This is a genomic window from Lachnoanaerobaculum sp. ICM7 (genome assembly GCF_000287675.1).
Classification (GTDB): Bacteria; Bacillota; Clostridia; order Lachnospirales; family Lachnospiraceae; genus Lachnoanaerobaculum.
Window position 1 is genome coordinate 1 of record NZ_ALJL01000001.1, and the last position, 18,344, is coordinate 18,344.

Annotated in this window: 20 protein-coding genes and 2 pseudogenes; all 22 read left to right on the forward strand. The window is 32.9% G+C overall.

Annotation, left to right across the window (positions count from 1 at the left end; genetic code table 11):
* A partial coding sequence (locus tag HMPREF1140_RS13460) for a hypothetical protein (RefSeq protein ID WP_035619535.1) occupies nt 1–598 on the forward strand: 598 nt, incomplete at its 5' end.
* A gap of 49 nt (nt 599–647) precedes the next feature.
* Nucleotides 648–1,322 (forward strand): hypothetical protein, encoded by a 675-nt coding sequence (locus tag HMPREF1140_RS00010; RefSeq protein WP_009661961.1) that lies wholly within the window; start codon nt 648–650, stop codon nt 1,320–1,322.
* A 187-nt stretch (nt 1,323–1,509) separates the two neighbouring features.
* A complete protein-coding gene (locus tag HMPREF1140_RS00015; protein WP_009661924.1) occupies nt 1,510–2,181 on the forward strand; it encodes a hypothetical protein in 672 nt (223 codons plus the stop codon).
* Nucleotides 2,182–2,191: 10 nt separating this feature from the next.
* Nucleotides 2,192–2,866, forward strand: coding sequence for a hypothetical protein (locus HMPREF1140_RS00020; protein ID WP_009661957.1), 675 nt, complete (start codon nt 2,192–2,194; stop codon nt 2,864–2,866).
* 83 nt (nt 2,867–2,949) lie between these two features.
* Nucleotides 2,950–3,024, forward strand: a pseudogene (locus tag HMPREF1140_RS13980) (hypothetical protein); the annotation flags it as partial.
* Nucleotides 2,997–3,122, forward strand: coding sequence for a hypothetical protein (locus tag HMPREF1140_RS13875; RefSeq protein WP_009661920.1), 126 nt, complete (start codon nt 2,997–2,999; stop codon nt 3,120–3,122). The pseudogene HMPREF1140_RS13980 and the gene HMPREF1140_RS13875, both read left to right, overlap by 28 nt.
* Nucleotides 3,123–3,140: 18 nt before the next feature.
* On the forward strand, nt 3,141–3,665 hold the full coding sequence (locus HMPREF1140_RS00025) for a hypothetical protein (RefSeq protein WP_009661936.1): 525 nt from the start codon (nt 3,141–3,143) through the stop codon (nt 3,663–3,665).
* 98 nt (nt 3,666–3,763) lie between these two features.
* Nucleotides 3,764–4,273, forward strand: coding sequence for a hypothetical protein (locus tag HMPREF1140_RS00030; RefSeq protein WP_009661965.1), 510 nt, complete (start codon nt 3,764–3,766; stop codon nt 4,271–4,273).
* 34 nt (nt 4,274–4,307) lie between these two features.
* Nucleotides 4,308–6,365, forward strand: a complete 2,058-nt coding sequence (locus HMPREF1140_RS00035; RefSeq protein ID WP_009661895.1) for a DUF4280 domain-containing protein — start codon at nt 4,308–4,310, stop codon at nt 6,363–6,365.
* Between the two features lie 10 nt (nt 6,366–6,375).
* Entirely contained in the window at nt 6,376–7,047 is a 672-nt protein-coding gene (locus HMPREF1140_RS00040) for a hypothetical protein (RefSeq protein ID WP_009661921.1), read from the forward strand.
* A gap of 10 nt (nt 7,048–7,057) precedes the next feature.
* On the forward strand, nt 7,058–7,729 hold the full coding sequence (locus HMPREF1140_RS00045) for a hypothetical protein (protein ID WP_035619542.1): 672 nt from the start codon (nt 7,058–7,060) through the stop codon (nt 7,727–7,729).
* A gap of 10 nt (nt 7,730–7,739) precedes the next feature.
* Nucleotides 7,740–8,411 carry a hypothetical protein gene (locus tag HMPREF1140_RS00050; RefSeq protein ID WP_009661914.1) on the forward strand — a complete coding sequence of 224 codons (672 nt, stop codon included), beginning with the start codon at nt 7,740–7,742 and terminating at the stop codon, nt 8,409–8,411.
* Between the two features lie 10 nt (nt 8,412–8,421).
* A pseudogene (locus HMPREF1140_RS00055) lies at nt 8,422–8,748 on the forward strand (hypothetical protein); the annotation flags it as partial.
* Between the two features lie 481 nt (nt 8,749–9,229).
* Nucleotides 9,230–11,401, forward strand: a complete 2,172-nt coding sequence (locus tag HMPREF1140_RS00060) for a hypothetical protein (protein ID WP_009661946.1) — start codon at nt 9,230–9,232, stop codon at nt 11,399–11,401.
* A 101-nt stretch (nt 11,402–11,502) separates the two neighbouring features.
* On the forward strand, nt 11,503–11,928 hold the full coding sequence (locus HMPREF1140_RS00065) for a hypothetical protein (protein ID WP_007595584.1): 426 nt from the start codon (nt 11,503–11,505) through the stop codon (nt 11,926–11,928).
* A gap of 19 nt (nt 11,929–11,947) precedes the next feature.
* Nucleotides 11,948–12,376 carry a hypothetical protein gene (locus HMPREF1140_RS00070; protein ID WP_007595585.1) on the forward strand — a complete coding sequence of 143 codons (429 nt, stop codon included), beginning with the start codon at nt 11,948–11,950 and terminating at the stop codon, nt 12,374–12,376.
* A gap of 164 nt (nt 12,377–12,540) precedes the next feature.
* The gene (locus HMPREF1140_RS00075) at nt 12,541–13,068 is read left to right on the forward strand and encodes an FHA domain-containing protein (RefSeq protein ID WP_009661922.1); all 528 of its coding nucleotides are present in this window, start codon (nt 12,541–12,543) and stop codon (nt 13,066–13,068) included.
* Between the two features lie 5 nt (nt 13,069–13,073).
* A complete protein-coding gene (locus HMPREF1140_RS00080) occupies nt 13,074–13,565 on the forward strand; it encodes an FHA domain-containing protein (protein WP_035619548.1) in 492 nt (163 codons plus the stop codon).
* A 29-nt stretch (nt 13,566–13,594) separates the two neighbouring features.
* Nucleotides 13,595–14,410 carry a hypothetical protein gene (locus HMPREF1140_RS00085; protein ID WP_009661933.1) on the forward strand — a complete coding sequence of 272 codons (816 nt, stop codon included), beginning with the start codon at nt 13,595–13,597 and terminating at the stop codon, nt 14,408–14,410.
* A 9-nt stretch (nt 14,411–14,419) separates the two neighbouring features.
* Nucleotides 14,420–16,258 carry a serine/threonine protein phosphatase gene (locus HMPREF1140_RS00090; RefSeq protein ID WP_009661942.1) on the forward strand — a complete coding sequence of 613 codons (1,839 nt, stop codon included), beginning with the start codon at nt 14,420–14,422 and terminating at the stop codon, nt 16,256–16,258.
* Between the two features lie 22 nt (nt 16,259–16,280).
* Complete coding sequence (locus HMPREF1140_RS00095) at nt 16,281–17,564, forward strand: hypothetical protein (RefSeq protein ID WP_009661911.1); 1,284 nt, start codon at nt 16,281–16,283, stop codon at nt 17,562–17,564.
* 71 nt (nt 17,565–17,635) lie between these two features.
* Complete coding sequence (locus HMPREF1140_RS00100; RefSeq protein WP_009661960.1) at nt 17,636–18,328, forward strand: hypothetical protein; 693 nt, start codon at nt 17,636–17,638, stop codon at nt 18,326–18,328.
* Nucleotides 18,329–18,344 lie beyond the last annotated feature (16 nt).

Sequence of the window (18,344 nt, forward strand, 5' to 3'; positions counted from 1 at the left end):
TTTAGTGTTTATAGTGATAGTTGGCATAGAGTATTTGAATGAAAAAAGAAGAGATAGAGCACTTAAATACTATAATGAAATATCTACTACAGTAATTTTAGCAGGTACACTGGGAATGGACTTGGAATGCAGTGATAATAAAGGGAATACTTGGGTTATAAACGGGAGTGATATAAGTTTACTTGACATAGTTACTAAGGATATTACAGATTATATATCAGGGGAGAAGCAGAGTCTTTACAACTACAAAATTATAAAAAATGAATATATACAGAAATATATAGATAATTTTAATGACAATATGAAGCATATAAGAATAAGTGGAGAGAACGGAGCAGGAATTCCTATCCCACCAAAGACTATATCTGAGGGAGAGGGAATGGAGGAGTTTCAAGAAATAAAGAATTTAGATGAACTGACAACATATATGCACAAATTAACAAAAAATGGTGAATATTATCTGTATGCTCTTTATGTGGTTGGATTAGACGGAACGGGATTTAGTGGTAGAATAACATATAAATCAGATACTGGAGAAGAAAAAATCATATATGAATATGGGGTATTGTATTTAGGAGATTTATTCGAAAAATATTAAAATAATTTCGATTAAAGTATTATGGAAATATTTTAACTAAGGGGAATATATGAATGCGATTGAGAAGAATAAACTTAAGGTAATCCTAGTAATTACAAGTATATTGACTTTAGTGTTTATAGTGATAGTTGGCATAGAGTATTTGAATGAAAAAAGAAGAGATAGAGCACTTAAATACTATAATGAGATATCTACTACAGTAATTCTGGCAGATACACTGGGAATGGACTTGGAATGCAGTGATAATAAAGGGAAAAGTTGGATAATTACGAATCAGAATGAAAGCTTTACTGATATAGTCAGCCAAGATATTGCAGACTATATATCAGGGAAGAAAAGTAGCCTTTATAACTACAAAATCATAGAAAATGAAAATATGCAGAAATATATAGATAATTTTAATGACAATATGAAACATATAAGGATAAGTGGAGAGAACGGAGCAGGAATTACAATTCCACCAAAGACTATATCAGAGAGCGAAGGAATGGAGAAGTTTGAAGAAATAAAGAATTTGGAGGAACTCATAGCATACATGCACAAACTAACAAAAAATGGTGAATATTATTTGTATGCTCTTTCAGTAATAGGATTAGATGGTTCAGGCTTAAATGGTAGGATAACATTTGATATGGGTGATGGAACGGAAAATGTTATACATGAGAGTGGAACAATAGGTATTAGAGAATTATTTACTATGACATATAGAACTTATGAATATTAGAGAGGTGAAAAAGTTGGAGGTGAATGGTCCTATGTCAAGATTTAGCGCAAATTAAAATGAGAGGTTCTACCGGTTAAGACGCCGGAAGAACATGTGCCTTATTATATAGCTTTTCAAACTCATTAGTAGATTAGTTTATTATATTTATTTAGAAAAAAATATAAAGATAAGATTTAAGGAGACATCTATGATAGGGGTAAAGGGTAAATTAAAGTCTAGATGGGTTTTATGTTTTATAATATTTTTCATAGTATTATTAATATATGGAAATCATTTATTTAAGGAAAGAGCTAAAAAATTGGAAGATATGAGAAAAAAAGAATCATTAGAATTTATGGATGATGGCTGGAAAAAATACAGAATGATGCTGTATGCCGGTGCAAATATGGAGTATACAGATAGTGAAGGAAATATCAGAGTAATAGAAACAGAGCCTGTGCTTCTAGATGTATTTGATGAAGCTATAAATCCATATATTTTAGGCAAGACACCTTCCCTCGGCTCTTTTTGGATAACTGAGGGAGAAGAAACATCAGAACGGATAAAAAACTTCAATGATAATATGTTGCACTTAAAGATATGGAATAATCGGGAGGGTAGATATATGACTATTGCTGAGAATGAGGGATTGGAAGAATTTAAAGATATAAATAGTTTTGAAGAACTGTGGGCTTATATGAATAAGCGAAATGATGAAGGAGTTATATATATTAATGAACTTGACATAGTTGGGCATGACAGAACAGGTCGACCAGGAAAGTTTATATATGATTATGGGAATGGAGAAAGTAAAGAAATATCAGAGAATGTGATTAGTTTATTATATCTATTTAGAAAAAAATATAAAGATAAGCTTTAAGGAGACATTGATGATAAGGGAAAAGGGTAAGTTAAAGTTTAGGTGGATTTTATGCTTCATAATATTTTCCTTTGTATTATTGATATATGGAAATCATTTATTTAAGGAAAGAGCTAAAAAATTGGAAGATATGAGAAAAAAAGAAGCATTGGAATTTATGGAAGATGGCTGGAAGAAATACAGAATGATGCTGTATGCCGGTGCAAATATGGAGTATACAGATAGTAAAGGAAATATCAGAGTAATAGAAACTGAACCGGTACTGTTGTATATATATGATGAAGTTATAAAGCCATATATTTTAGGTAAGACACCTTCCCTCGGCTCTTTTCGGATAGCTGAAGGTAAAAGAACATCAGAATTTATAAAAAACTTTAATGATAATATGAAACATGTAAAGATATGGGGTGCACATAAGAACAGGTATATATCAATTGCTGAAAATGAGGGATTGGAAGAGTTTAAAGATATAAATAGTTTTGAAGAACTGTGGGAATATATGAATAAACAAAATGACGAAGGAGTTATATATATTAATGAACTTGACATAGTTGGATATGACAGAACAGGACAAGATGCAAAGTTTATATATGATTATGGGAATGGAAAAATTAAAGAATTATCAATCAATAGGATTAGCTTAGTTAATTTATTTGGCTTATTGAAGGAGGAATATAGGGAATAGCTTTATAAGGAGTATTATTGTAATGGGGAACAGCATTTGATTTTTGTAGAAATGATGGGAATGATCCATATTATGATAAAGATGGATTCTTTAGTAAAGTTGGTGCAATAGGGAAATCTATAGGTCTTGAATGGGGTGGAGATTGGAAAACGCCGTAGATAAACACCATTTTCAACTACCTGATTGGGGAAGCACTACCAAAGAGTTGAAACAACAATATGGAACACCGGATGAATTTGAAAAAATCTGGAATTAATAAGGGATAGAGATTGGCATGAAGAGTAATATTAAAGTTCTAAGTTTATTTTTTGTATTATGTATATTAATAACAGGATGCAAGAACTCCTCATTTAACAAAAAAATAAATATCAATAATATAAATAGTGATATAAGTGGATTTTATAAAAAATTTTCGACTGATTATTTAGATGAAGAGATAACAGTTGTTAATAAAGATATAATAGGCCGGGATGGGGAAGTAGTAGAATATATTGATGCAAATAATAAGGTGTCAAGATGTACTGTAATAATTTACGGAGAAAATGAAAAATCGACTTCAGAATATTATTTTATAGATGGTTATATATATGTAACGACATTAAAAGAATACTATACATATCCTATATATTATTCATATAATAGGCCTCTAGATATAATGTACAGAACATTTGATGAGGCAGTTAGTTATGATGGCATGATTTATGAGCTTGTAAATGGAGAATTTATTAAAAAAAATATAGAAGATATAAAAATACCTTATACATCATTACAGGAGATAAATGAAGCAACAGGTGAGTGAGGTGAGAAAAGTTTAACTGATATTGAAAGTTTTTAACAGAGATTAGAAATTATATTGTTACTTCATGCAATATAAAAAGTAACGGAGATGTTCACTATATGACTTTGGAAGTGAGTATAGATGATGATGAAAACAATTCTGATGATAAGGCGTTCCTAAACTACGCTACAGTATATTCTTCACCTGAAGGAGGGAGTTGGTATTGTATGCCTGAAGTCGGAGATAGGGTAATAGTGAAATTTCCTGATGCAAATGAACAAAATGTATATGTACAAAATGCTTTTCATGTAGGCAGTGCAGGCGGTCGTGACAATCCTGAAATTAAATTTTTCAAAAATAAAGAAGGGAAGGAAATCAGATTGAGTCCTGAAAGTGTACTTATTACAGATAATAACGGTTCAAGTATAGAACTTAAAGATGATAAAGGAATAAGTATAAAAAGTAGCGGAATGATATCAATAGTTGCAAAAACTGAAGTGTTTATAGAAAGCAGTAATGCAGGTATAAGTTTAATATCGCCGACATCAGTACAAATAACACAAAACGGAACTCAGATAGAAATGAATGACGGGATAGCCAATAAAGGAAGTAAAGTATACTTAGGATAGAATATTGATACGAGCTACATTGCGGGAGGTATGTATGAAAGAAAAAAATCAGGCGGAATGGATATATGAAGTATTAGGTAAGAAAAAAGGGATTTTGGGGGCATCTATAAGGGAGCTTACAGATGCAGAAGAGAAAAAGATCAAAGACAAAATGTTGCAGTATTGGAAAGAACATAATGATGAAAGCACAGAATTTCTTGTTAACGGTGCAATACTTTGTTGTAGTCGTGGAAGTGATTATTCTACACTGAATAGTGCAGATCATGGTGTTTATACCGACAGCAGTGAAATCGGGGCTCTTGCAAATACCGATGATAAAAAATTTGACGGATTTGTTTCATGTTCAAAATGGAATGAAGAACCGCTTGTAAGCAAACATATGTGCCGTTTTAAACTTGGAGAATGGAGAAATGTTAGAAAGAGTGTTACCATAAACGGTAAATATGCCTTAGATACAAACTCATATTTACCATGCAAGCATGGAGGAATAATATCACCTGTAACATCGGGACAGGAGTATACACTAAGTACATCCTATAATAAGTATCCGAGATTTTTAAATGATGACGGCACATTGGATGAATTAATTATTAAAAAATTGTTGTTAAGAAATGTACAACATATGAAAGAGAATGAGATAGATGCCCTTATTAAGTTGGGAATATATTTATGTATATGTACAGATGTGGAGAAACTGAAAAAGATTGTTTGTTGTGCATATTTAAAGCAGTTTTATAGAAATGAAGTTGAAGAGCAGTTTTATCAATATACACTTCTTGATAACTTTATATATGTAGCATCTTGGGCTACTGCATATGCAAGATTTTGCAGCCTACGTAACAGGGTAGATATAAAGTTTCCTCCAACATGGGATAAACTTGGTAATACTGCTGCCAAGTTGAAGCGATATGTAAATGAGAAAATATTTTCTGACGCAAAGCCGGATGTGGACAGAACAGAGGTAGATGCTATAAAAATGCAAATTTTAAACGTAAAATTATTGGATACAATATTGCTGGCAGGGAATATATATACAACAGTATTGGATATAGATAGAGTTTATAATATTAAGTTTGATAGTGGGTCGAATACAGGAGTAATGGTATATAATTTACGCTATTACGAAGGAGAGCTTGAGAAAAGAAGAGTTACAGTACAAGACGGAATACATATGAGGGATGTAGATAAATATATAGTTACACCTATACTACAGGAGGCTTATATTTATATAACCTCAGGGGATAATAAGTTCGACAGTATTGCTGAGATTTCAAATTTGGTAGTAGGGAGTGTGGATGCTAAAAAATCCGGAGAGACAACTGTAATAACATGGGGAACTTCGGGAATTTCAGTAGCATTGTCAATAATACCTGCTTTAGCATCAGCACCTTTTGCAGCACCATTGGGAGTTGCCTGCACTGTAATAGGTCTGGCAGTAGGTGAGGCTGATGCAAAGAGAAGCAATAAGGAAAGTAAGACAAATAAACAATTGTATCTGGAGGCAAACTATGAAAATACAAATGTGATAAGGTTGAGTGAGTGTATGTCATTGTATACAGCTATCACATTGAGAACTACACCGATACTGAAAAAGAACGAAAGCACGTGGTTATCGTATAAGAGAGAACTTAACAATAGAAAAGTTAATTCTAAGAGTAGTGGTAAATTAACACCTGATGATAATATAACTGCGGGAGATATGCAGGTTAATACATTAGGAAATAATTACAGTTATTATATCAGTGTATTTGACAGTTACGAGACAAATGAAATGATAAAAAACTTCAATGATAATATGTTGCACTTAAAGATATGGAATAATCGTGAGGGCAGATACAGGACTATTTCTGAGAATGAGGGATTGGAAGAGTTTCAGGAATTGAAAACTATATATGAAGTTTTTGAGTATATGAATAGGAGAAATGATGAAAATATTTTATATATCAATGAACTTGAAACAATAGGATACGATAGAACGGGTCAATCCGGAAAGTTTATATATGATTATGGGAATGGAGAAAGTAAAAAAATGGCAGTTAGTACGATTAGCTTAGTATCTTTATTTAAAGTACAATATAAAGAACAGTTTTAAGGAGACATTTATGATAGGGGTAAAGGGTAAATTAAAGTCTAGATGGGTTTTATGTTTTATAATATTTTCCTTAGCATTATTGATATATGGAAATCATTTATTTAAGGAAAGAGCTAAAAAACTGGAAGATATGAGAAAAAAAGAATCATTAGAATTTATGGAAGATGGCTGGAAGAAATACAGAATGATGTTGTATGCCGGTGCAAATATGGAGTATACAGATAGTGAAGGAAATATCAGAATAATAGAAACTGAACCCGCGCTTTTAGATATATATGATGAAGTTATAAAGCCATATATTTTAGGTGATTTACCCACCCTTGGCTCCTTTCAGATAACTGAAGGTGAAGAAACATTAGAACTGATAAAAAATTTTAATGATAATATGTTGCATGTAAAGATATGGAGTGCACATAAGAACAGGTATATAACGATTGCAGAGAACGAGGGGTTGGAAGAATTTGAGGATATAAATGGTTTTGAAGAACTATGGAAATATATGAATAAACGAAATGACGAAAATATTTTATATATGAATGAGCTTGATATAGTTGGAAACGACAGAACAGGTCGGTCCGGAAAGTTTATATATGATTATGGAAATGGAGAAAGTAAAGAAATATCAGTGAGTGTGATTAGTTTATTTGAATTGTTTAATGACAAGTACAAAGATTGGTCATAAGGAGAAACTTATGGTTAGAATAAAGAGTAGACTAAAGTTTAGGTGGATTTTATACTTCGTAATATTTTCCCTAGCATTATTAATATATGGAAATCATTTATTTAGGGAAAGAGCTAAAAAACTGGAAGATATGAGAAAAAAAGAAGCATTGGAATTTATGGAAGATGGCTGGAAGAAATACAGAATGATGCTGTATGCCGGTGCAAATATGGAGTATACAGATAGTGAAGGAAATATCAGAATAATAGAAACTGAACCCGTGCTTTTAGATATATATGATGAAGTTGTAAAACCTTATATTTTAGGTAAGATACCCAGCTTAGGCTCCTTTCAAATAACTGAGGGTGAAGAAACATCAGAACTGATACAAAATTTTAATGATAATATGAAACATATAAAGATATGGAGTGCACATGAGAATAGATATATAACGATTGCTGAGAATGAGGGGTTGGAAGAGTTTGAGGATATAAATAGTTTTGAAGAACTGTGGGAGTATATGAATAGGCGAAATGACGAAAATATTTTATATATGAATGAGCTTGATATAGTTGGATATGACAGAACAGGTCAACCCGGAAAGTTTATATATGATTACGGAAATGGAGAAATTAAAGAAATATCAATTAATATAATAAGTTTATTTGATTTATTTAAAGACAAGTATAAAGAATGGTCATAAGGAGAAGCTTATGGTTAGAATAAAGAGAGGGTTAAAGTTTAGGTGGATTTTATGCTTCGTAATATTTTCCCTAGCATTATTAATATATGGAAATCATTTATTTAGGGAAAGAGCTAAAAAACTGGAAGATATGAGAAAAAAAGAAGCATTGGAATTTATGGATGATGGCTGGAAGAAATACAGAATGATGCAGTATGCAGGTGCAAATATGGAGTATACCGATAGTAAAGGAAATATCAAAGTAATAGAAACAGAACCTGTGCTTATAGATATATTTGATGAAGCTATAGACCCTTATATTTTAGGTAAGACACCTTCCCTCGGCTCTTTTCGGATAACTGAGGGAGAAGAAACTTTAGAACTGATACAAAACTTCAATGATAATATGTCGCACTTAAAGATATGGAATAATCGTGAGGGCAGATATATGACTATTTCTGAGAATGAGGGATTGGAAGAGTTTAAAGATATAAATAGTTTTGAAGAACTGTGGGAATATATGAATAAGCAAAATGATGAAGGAGTTATATATATAAATGAACTTGACATAGTTGGACATGACAGAACAGGTCGACCCGGAAAGTTTATATATGATTATGGTAATGGAGAGAGTAAAGAAATATCAGAGAATGTGATTATTTTATTTGAATTATTTAAGGACAAGTATAAAGATTGGTCATAAGGAGAAGCTTATGGTTAGAATAAAGAGTAGATTAAAGTTTAGGTGGATTTTATGTTTCATAATATTTTCCTTAGCATTATTAATATATGGAAATCACTTATTTAAGCAAAGAGCTAAAAAACTGGAAGATATGAGAAAAAAAGAATCATTAGAATTTATGAAAGATGGCTGGAAGAAATACAGAATGATGTTGTATGCCGGTGCAAATATGGAGTATATAGATAGTGAAGGAAATATCAGAATAATAGAAACTGAACCGGTACTGTTGAATATATATGATGAAGTTATAAAGCCATATATTTTAGGTAATTTATCTACCCTTGGCTCCTTTCAAATATAGGTCATATTTTTTTAATCAAATTTAAAGATATAATAAGCATCATAAATGTCTAAAATTTTAGCTGGGTCGTTCATATGAACACCTCCTCCAAGTGTAATTGTCATGAACCGGGGACTTGGAGTTTTTTATCTATAGTAATAAAAAATGTTAAGATTGGCAAATACCAAACTCCAACATTAATTATACAACCGACAATACAAGGTGTTTTGATTTTGTGACTTTGTCAGGATATTTTCAACTCCGGAAAATAAATTTTATATTATTAGTATTGAAAATATCGTTTTCATATGATAATATTAAACCACGAAAAAAAGTGTGAAGAAAAATATATAAAATGCAAATATTAGAAAATGTGGACGTAAAGTCTTGCACTTGATGTGATATTATAGGAGAAAATGAGGGGTATTTTTGTGCATTTTTAAGAGGGCAGTATTAGGTGCAAGTAAAAAACTTAATATTTTTTAAAGGAGACGCAAGGATGGCAGAGAGTATTATAAGGCAAACGAATCGTACTTTATTGATTGAAGAGATTAATCCGGAGAAACTTAACTTACTTACTTTAGTAGGTGATGTAAGAGGGTTGGATAGTCTAAGTGATGATAAAGTAAAGGAAATCAATGAAGCACTTTTGGTTAAAGATTTTGATGAGTTTTTAGAAAAGTTTGACCCTACAGTATACTCTTTTTTTAATGCATCAACGGGGAAAATTGTATATTCAAAAGAGAAACCTGCAGGTGTTCCGGAGAATATGCTAAGCATAGTTCATCTAAATGCACATAATGATTTTTTGAAAATGCTTATGACCTTGGTGGAGACAAAAAGAAGTCAGGGAATTATAAATGCGGATTTTAAATTTGAAAAGCTTACAGAGATGATTTCACCGTCAAAAGTAATGGACGATATCAAGCAGGTTAGAAAAGAACTTCAGTATACATATGCAGAGTATGCAAAGCTTGAAGACGGAGACCCTCATAAGCTTGATCTCGGGGATAAACTTAATTCAATGTTTGAAGAGGCAAGTGCAAATTATCAAAACTTGATGGCTATGATTCCGTTAGCAATTTCCGATATAAAAACAAGACTTTTATTGGGGGAGTCAGAAGAGTCAAAGAGTAATGATGCATTAACATTAGGGCTTCTAACAATGTCTTCTGAGGGAGAACTTACAGTAATTGAAGCACCGAAAGTGGAAGAGAGCAGACTTGTTCTTGCAGATGATAACTCAAATGCCGGCTTGATAGAAGCCCTTGAGGAGGATTATGATGCACTTAATGCTGAAGGAAACAGCTATGTAAAGCAGCTGGTAGTAAGAACATTTTGTCCTTTAAATTCAACTATGCAAAGTCAGATAGATGTCAAAAAAGAAGTGGCAAACTATAATACATATCTTGAATTTTATAAGAATGCAAAGGACGATTTTATAAAAGTTGTAAAACCTTTGGTTGAAAAAATTTTAGGTGTATGGGCATTTTTTGAGCAGTATCCAAAGCAGGTAAAAGGTATGAAACCGACACTGCTTATTGCAAATGTAAAAAATGAAGTTATGGCAAACAGTTTAAATGTACCAAAACTTTGTGCATATCTGAATACAGTGAATGAAAAAAATGATTACAGTAATACTGTATGGTATGCAATTGTTGCAGGTGTATCTTTAGATGAAAAATCAAAGATGAATGTAACAAGAGAGAGATTTAAAGGTAATAAAGACAGTGTAAAATCAGAGAATATAAGCGTTGAGTCATTGGCAAGGATTGCGGATGCACTAAGGGACTATGGTGTACAGTGTTTTTATTCATATGAAACCGGAGATAAGACAACTTTTAACAGTATGGCAATGACCGGTGTAGGATTTTTTGATGATAGATGTTCAGGTCTTAGCGGAAAGCCTTATTCAGAATATTTGATTCCATGTGTGCCTAACTTTACTATTATTCCAAAGGATAAGTCAGGGGTAAAGCTTGAAAGCAAGATGATAATCAATGAAAACGAGGCGGCAGAACTTTCTAAGGCAAAAGAAGATATTATGAAACTCTGGATAGATGGAGTATATATAGGTGCAGCTTATGTGGCGGCCGGATTTGTGGCAAGTTATCAGTCTCCGGAGTATTTAAAAGAGTACTTTAAAAAAGATGTTGATACTGATTTACCGGGAGTGAGATTTGATATTGAGGCTAAGAACAATTCACTTAAGGTGCATACTACAATGTCTAAAGAGATAACCGGGTTTACTAATAGTGTTAAAGATGATATTAACAAAAGGGGATTCGGATTTGTATTTTCTTCTGAGAATGCGGTATTGGATGGGGAAAATATCAGTCATATAATGGTTTATAAAGCAAGAAATTTAAAACTGTCGGGTGGAAGTTATGAGCCGATTTATAAAACACAGACAGCGAATTATATTGAAAGAATTTTAAGACATGCAACAGGTGACTTCAAATCAGAGAATATAGGTAAGTTTTTCTCTAATAATCCTTCAAGTCAAAAGAGTGTTTGGCTTTCAAAGAGGTCAAATATAAACGCTATACTTGGTGCAGGTGATGATATTACCTATGAAGCGGATGAAACAGCAGGTGTATGCACAATAGAAATAAGCTTCGGTAATGCAATAAAGAGACTTGAAGTACCGTTAAACCGTGCAGGAGAATAAATTACATAAAGTAATATACCTGCAACTTTGTTAGTCGAAAAATATTTTTATAATATTTTAAGAGGTTTTACTATAATAATACTTTTATAGGAGGTAGCACAATGGGAATTAGATTCAGAGTAACCGGTTCAGAAGTAGCGGACTTTGATGAGAGAAGTATTGTAAATGCTGAATTTTTATCAGAGTCACCGAAAGATTCCAATGCTAAGGCGACAGATTATGGCTTAGGAGTCAAGGTATGGGGACGAGTTTTGTACAATGTCGGAGCTGACAGTGATGACGTATTAAAGCTTGCAAAATGGTCTCAAATACCATCTGAAAATGCAGATTGTTACAGAGTGGCAGAGGTTACAGTAGTTTCAGCAGGAGCTGTTGTAAGGAAGTATGTCATTCCAAATGCTTTTGTTGTAGAGTATTCTGAGAGGGCAGATGATGTGAACGGAACAGGAGAGTTTTACATTCATATCCGTCAAAAGAAGGATAATAATGCGAAAGTGACTGTAGAAGGCGGATATGCCGGAGAATAAGGAATAGGAGGGTTTAAGCATGGCATATAAAGTAAAAATTGAGGGTAATGAAAGTTTTGAACTGGCAAAGGAATGCGTAAACAGTGTGTTTTTATCTACTGATATTCCGATTGATTCAAATGCACGTACCAATGATGCCGGTGCTACCATGGAAATCACAGGAAAGATTCTGACTGCGGTAGATGGAGATCCTTTTGATTCTACAAAAAACATGGCACTTTGGTCAATGGTTCCTGCACAGAGCAAAGATTGCTACAGAAAGGTTACTGTAGAGCAGATTGTAGCAGGAATTACAAAAAGAAAATATGTATTTCCTAATGCATTTGTAGTTGCTTATACAGAGAGGCATGGAGATGAGGAAGGTGTTGGAAACTTTACTCTTGTAATAAAACAGAAAAAAGATAAAATGGCAGGTCTGGTAGTGGAAGGCGGTTATGCAGCCGAATAACAGATAATCAGCCGTTAGAAATGTAGGCTGTATGACTTGTCATGCAGCCTTGTTTTTTTATAGTGTTGGCGTTAGGGAATTATCGCCTTGCGACAAGTACCGCCATGCTGACGAGTAGGGAGAATAAATCACCCCCTACTTGAATAAAAGTAGGGGAGAGATATATGAATAAAAAATGTTTAATTGATATTTTAGGTATAACTATGGCCATATTGTGCGCCATAATTACAGGGATCTTTGGAAGGGCATGGAATGGCGGATATATATTTTATATGTTTTCTTTTTTAGTTTCAGGTTCTTTGATCTATTTTTTGATAAAGGACTTTTCTTTAAAAAGAGAAAAGACACAAGATACATTTTTGTCAGAACTTGTACTTTTAAGCGAGGAAAATACAGTTATAAGAAGTTGGAGTATATTAGGGAAGAATTCGGTTGTAATAGGAAAGAAAAATAGTGAGGAAGATATAGATATAGACCTGTGCGATACTGCTTTTGGTGGAACGGTAAGTGATATTCATGCAGTACTTAATTATGTGGAGGGGCTCTGGTATATAGAAGATATGCAGAGTAAAAACGGAACACAGATTAAAGGTTTTTTAGAGGATAAACTTTATAATATAAGAGACGGACAAAGTAGACTTGTAAAAAACGACTATATTTTTATTGGACTGAATAAATTACAGATAAGGTAAAAGTTATGGGGAATTTAATACGATGCAAAAATGGACATATGTTTTCAAAGAGAAGATATGGAAATATATGTCCATACTGTAACATGGATATGACTGAAAGAAAAGAAATTGAGGAATCTTTTGATGACGAGGAACTTGAAGAAAGCTTAATCAGAATAAAAACAAAGCCTGTGTGTGCATGGTTGGTATGCATTAAAGGACCGAGGTATGGAAAGGATTATAGAGTAGTATTTGGGAAAAACTATATAGGAAGAACAGATGCTATGGATATTCAAATTATAGGTGATAATGCAATAAAACAGGAGAATCATGCAATTTTATCATTTGATGAAAGAGATATGGAAGGCACCTTGATTTGTACAGAAGGAGGAGGAATTACATACCTAAATGGTAAGGCTGTGTATACACCTCAGGTTTTGGAAACATATGATGTAATTACCATGGGGGAGAGTGAGTTTTTATATATTGCCTTGTGTGGTAAGCAGTTTTCATGGTAGAAACTAAGGACAATAAGAGGTAAATAAATATGGGAACTGCTTTTTGGGCAGATGTGATCTGCATTATAATTGCTTTTGGAATTTTAATCGTGAGAATATGTATAAAAATTACGGAAGAACAAAAACGGATATTTGATGCAGAGGCTGTGCTTGATATAGGAAAAAGACAGATTCAGGCAAATGCATATGGACTTAAAAGAATGAATACAGGTATGATGGCGATTCTTACAGCAGGAGAAGGAAGAGATTATGTCGGAAAAGTTGCAGCACTGACAACCGTCAGGACTTTTACTAAACTATATAATCAATATGACAGTACACAAAGTTCGGATAATTTCTTTGAAAAGGCATTTAAATTAGCTAATACAAATGTTTTAAATACACTGGAGACGGGAAAAGCATATGCAGGTTGTCTTATACTTAATAGAAATATACTGAAGTATGGTATTGTCGGACATATGAATGTTTATGTATTTCGTGGTAAGGAGCTGATACTTCTTAGTAAGGGACAGATTATGGAGGAACTTATAAAAGAAAAAGTAAATAAGGGACTTTTAAGTAAAGAGGCGGCACTTAGAATTTCAGATATAAACAGGGCATATAACTTTGTAGGAAGAGATGATTATATGTCTCCTCTTGTAAGTGGTAGCGAGATAAAATTAAAGAAAAAAGATATAGTTGTTATGATAACTGAAAGTGTACAAAACAATATTTCAGTTAGGGAAATGGAAGAAGTTCTTGTAAAAAAGAACTCATGTAAAGAAAAAGCAAGAGAGATTATAGAGGTTATCAAGAATAAAGATAAAGAAACGGCTAATCTTGGACTTATACTTATTGGAATGTAGGAGGAGACAATGCGTAAGCAAAACAGCAGATTTAATACAAACTTTATTTCAGAAGAAGGCAGTGCACTCAAAAACAGTGATTATTTTGCTTATGCAGAGCTTGATAATTTTGCCTGTTATGTATTGGCAGACGGTATCGAAGATATAGCAGATACCGAGTCGGCAAAGGAAGCGGTTGAAAGTATAATTGCAAAATTTCAGGAAAAACCGTCAATGTCAAAGGCAAGTATACATAAGTATCTAAAATATGCCAATGAAGTACTTTTAAAGGCTGAAAAGTACATGAGACTAAAGGCATCAATAGTGGTTGCAGTAACCGATTATGAGAATTTGCGTTTAGCATACGCCGGAAACGCAAGAATAAGATTATATAGAAATAATAAAGTTTTTTATAAAAGTACTGATACATCTTTAAGCAGTGAGATGGTGTCAAATGAACTGCTTAGTGAAGATGCCTTATCAAGACATGAACAAAGAAGCAATTTATATTCATACTTGGGCCAGAAGGATTTTTCTCCCGTAATATCAGGAAAAATAAAACTTTTTGATACAGATATTTTAATTCTCTATACAAAGGGCATTTGGGAGAATGTGTCCGAGGGAGAAATTGATAAGATTTTTGAAAACAGTGGAAAAGATCCGAGCGAATGTCTTGGAGAAGTGGAAACCGCTCTACTCGATAAAAACAGAAAATATATTGACAATTATACAATTGCAGGGATTTATATTGATAAAGTATTTATTGAGTCGGACACGAAGAAGAAAAAAAGAAGAAGGCTTATTTTAATCGGTTCGATTGTTGCTGTAGTTTTAATATTAGCTACAGTTATTGCTATATATTTTTATACTCGATATAGAAAAGAGTTAAAAGAAGATATGGATACACATTATGATAAGATGCTTAAATTTATTGAAATGGAAAATTATAAAAAAGCGGATACAGAATGTGAAGAGTCAATAAAGAAGGCTGAAGGTCTTAGAGATAAGGATATGAAAGAGTTGCTTTATCACTATGAACAAGTTATTGAAGGAATACTTGAGGCAGATGAAAAATACAATACAGAAAGTTACAGTGAAGCAAAATCTTTATATAAACTTGTATTGGATGAAATTCCATATGCAGATAATGCCGGGCTTTCTTATGTAAAAGGAAAACTTGATTTTATTTCGGGATATGAAAGCGTAAATCTGAGTTTGGATAACGGAGATATACTTTTTGACTCTGAAATATACGAAAGGGCAAGAGAACGATACAATGACGCAAAAAATGAGTCAAGAAAGATAGGTTATGAAGAGGGAAAGTTAAAGGCGGAGGCCAAACTCTTAGCAGTAGATCAAGCTATTGCAAAAGATCAGGAAGGAAAACAGGCTGAAGCAGACAAACAGTCAAAAAACTTTCAATCGGCAAATGATATGTTAAGTGCAGGAGACGAGGCATTAAGTAAAGGAGATTTTTTGTCAGCAAGAGCAAATTATAATACAGCAAAAGATTTGTTGGAAAAATCAGGTGAAAGCGCCGGGCTTGCTGAAATAGAGGAGAAAATCTCTACAGCAGATAAGAAAATCAGTGAAAGTGAAGAGGAAAAAAATACTGCAAGCGGCTATGCGATTACAGGAGATGAAGCCTTTTTAAGGGGTGATTTTGAAACAGCCAGAGAAAATTATGAGTATGCAAGAAGACTTTATGTAAAGCTTAATGATGAGATAAATACAATACAGATGGATAAAAAGCTTAATGATGTACAAAAAAGGATTGACGAAATAAAGCAGAAAGAAGCAGTACCTTCTACAGCAACTAATGAATCCACAGTACAGCAAACAAGCGAGTCGGAGTCTTCGTCAAACTGATATTGGAGGAGTTTATAAGGGTATGGGATATTTAGATGAATTTGACGTAAAAAAATACGTTAAGGACAGACTTTCCGAGATAAAAGATAAAGATGAATATGCTCTTGCAAAAAGTGTTTTATACGAAGGCCTATATAAGATGAGTGAAGTATTTGAAGAAAGATATAAGGCTTTGCACAATAAGGTTTACGAGGAGCTTGAGCGAAAAGAGGAAAGCTATGAAATCGCGATACTTTTACTTTCAAAAAATGAAAATAAATTTTTAAGGATGTTTTTTCCTATATCCGATTTAGATGTAATAGAGGATAAAGGATCCGATATTAAAAGAGATTCCAAGGAGGACAAAAAATCAATAAAAACTATTTACCTTGACGCAACCGACAGTATGTGCAAGGCTTTTTTACAAGAAAATATAAGATTAAGTTTTACAAATAACGGTGAAAAACACACAATTTTAGTACAACCGAAAAGAGCTCTTCGGTACAGAAAAGAATTAGGCAAACTTTACGAAACATTTTCTTATAACGGACTTAGGTGGAATACCGTTAATACTGTGTACCTGGATCGTTTTTTTGATATAGACCTTTCAGAGATTCCCGAAAGTGCGATAGATGTTGAAGTAGTATATGGGAAATATGCTGATATGATAAAAGAAGAACTTTATCCTATATGGAACATAGAAAGAAATGTATTTAAGAGCAGCACATTTTTAAGTCCAAGTAAAGACGGATTATACTATGAACGTGAAATGGTTAAGCAAAGTAATAAGGAGATTATCTTAAGACTGGTACTAAAGACGGAAGGTATGGTAGGAATAAGACATGAAGAAGAAAAGATTATAGTAAAATCCTATGAAGAAAGCTATTCCGATTTAGAGGGCTATAATATCTTTGATATAAGATATACAAAGGAAGAATTGCCGATTGGATTAATAAGCAACAAAAGAAAAGAGGGAATGCTTGGACGACTTTTAAATAAAAATGGAGAAGAAATACACACTGAGGCGGAAATAGAAAGGATTATTGATGAACTTAATATTGAAGATTATGTATCACTTAAATCCTGCGAAAGAGTACCGGTAAGAAGTGAAGTTTTAGATGAAAGTATAATACTTCCTGATATGAACAATTTTTCAAGTAGAGAATTCTTGATAAAAGATGGGTGTCCCGGACTTGTTTTAAGGTTTTTAAGAACCGGTGACAGCAACCTTTGTGAAGCAATGGTAAGATATGCCGTTTCGCAACTACAGATAAGCTTCGATGAATATATCTGTATAGGAGTTTTAGAAAACAGTTACAGTCTATAATAGTGATAGATAAGAGGGGAAAAGCCTATGTCAGATAATATGAAAAAGATATTAATTAGCAGGAGCAACGTATGAACTGCATATGGGAAATTGCATTGAAAGCACAAAAAAGCGGATATAACTTAGAAGATCTCAGATTTATAAACAGTGAGAATCCAAGTCCGTATACTGAAAGTACATTTGACTTCCTGAATGCCGATATGATTGAAAACAGTATTGTGGAGGTAAATCCGATATATCGTTTTGCCAATGAACTTGGGGAAGTATTCCTTCCGGATGTAAAGGGATATGAAAAGGTAAGAGAAATATTCTTAGATGTAATAATGCATTATATAGCAGTATGGGATCTTAGGAGCGGAACGGATAAAAAGGAGCTTATGGCAATGTATATATTAAAAGAGATAGAAGAGGGAAAGTTTCTAAAAAGTATAAGAAAGACCTTGTTTTCTCTCGGCTTTGAAAAGTCTAAAAGAATTGTTTTTTGTCTGCTTGATTTATACGAATGTAAAGATTACATCACAATTTTTAGAAAGGCACTGAGAGAGCTTTATCCTAAAGCAAACCTTTACAACCACTCTGAAAATTTAAGGAAATTTACTATATTTACAGGGGTCGATAAGACAAAAGAAGATATGGAGAGGATGGAAATGCTGAAAAAACTTTTTTTGCCGATATCTTATGAAACGGAAATTTTTTGGAAACATCACTTTGGCATTATAGGAGTGGATGAAAGCATGAGAATTGGAGAGACAGCAATATATTAGGCTAGTGTTAAAAAAT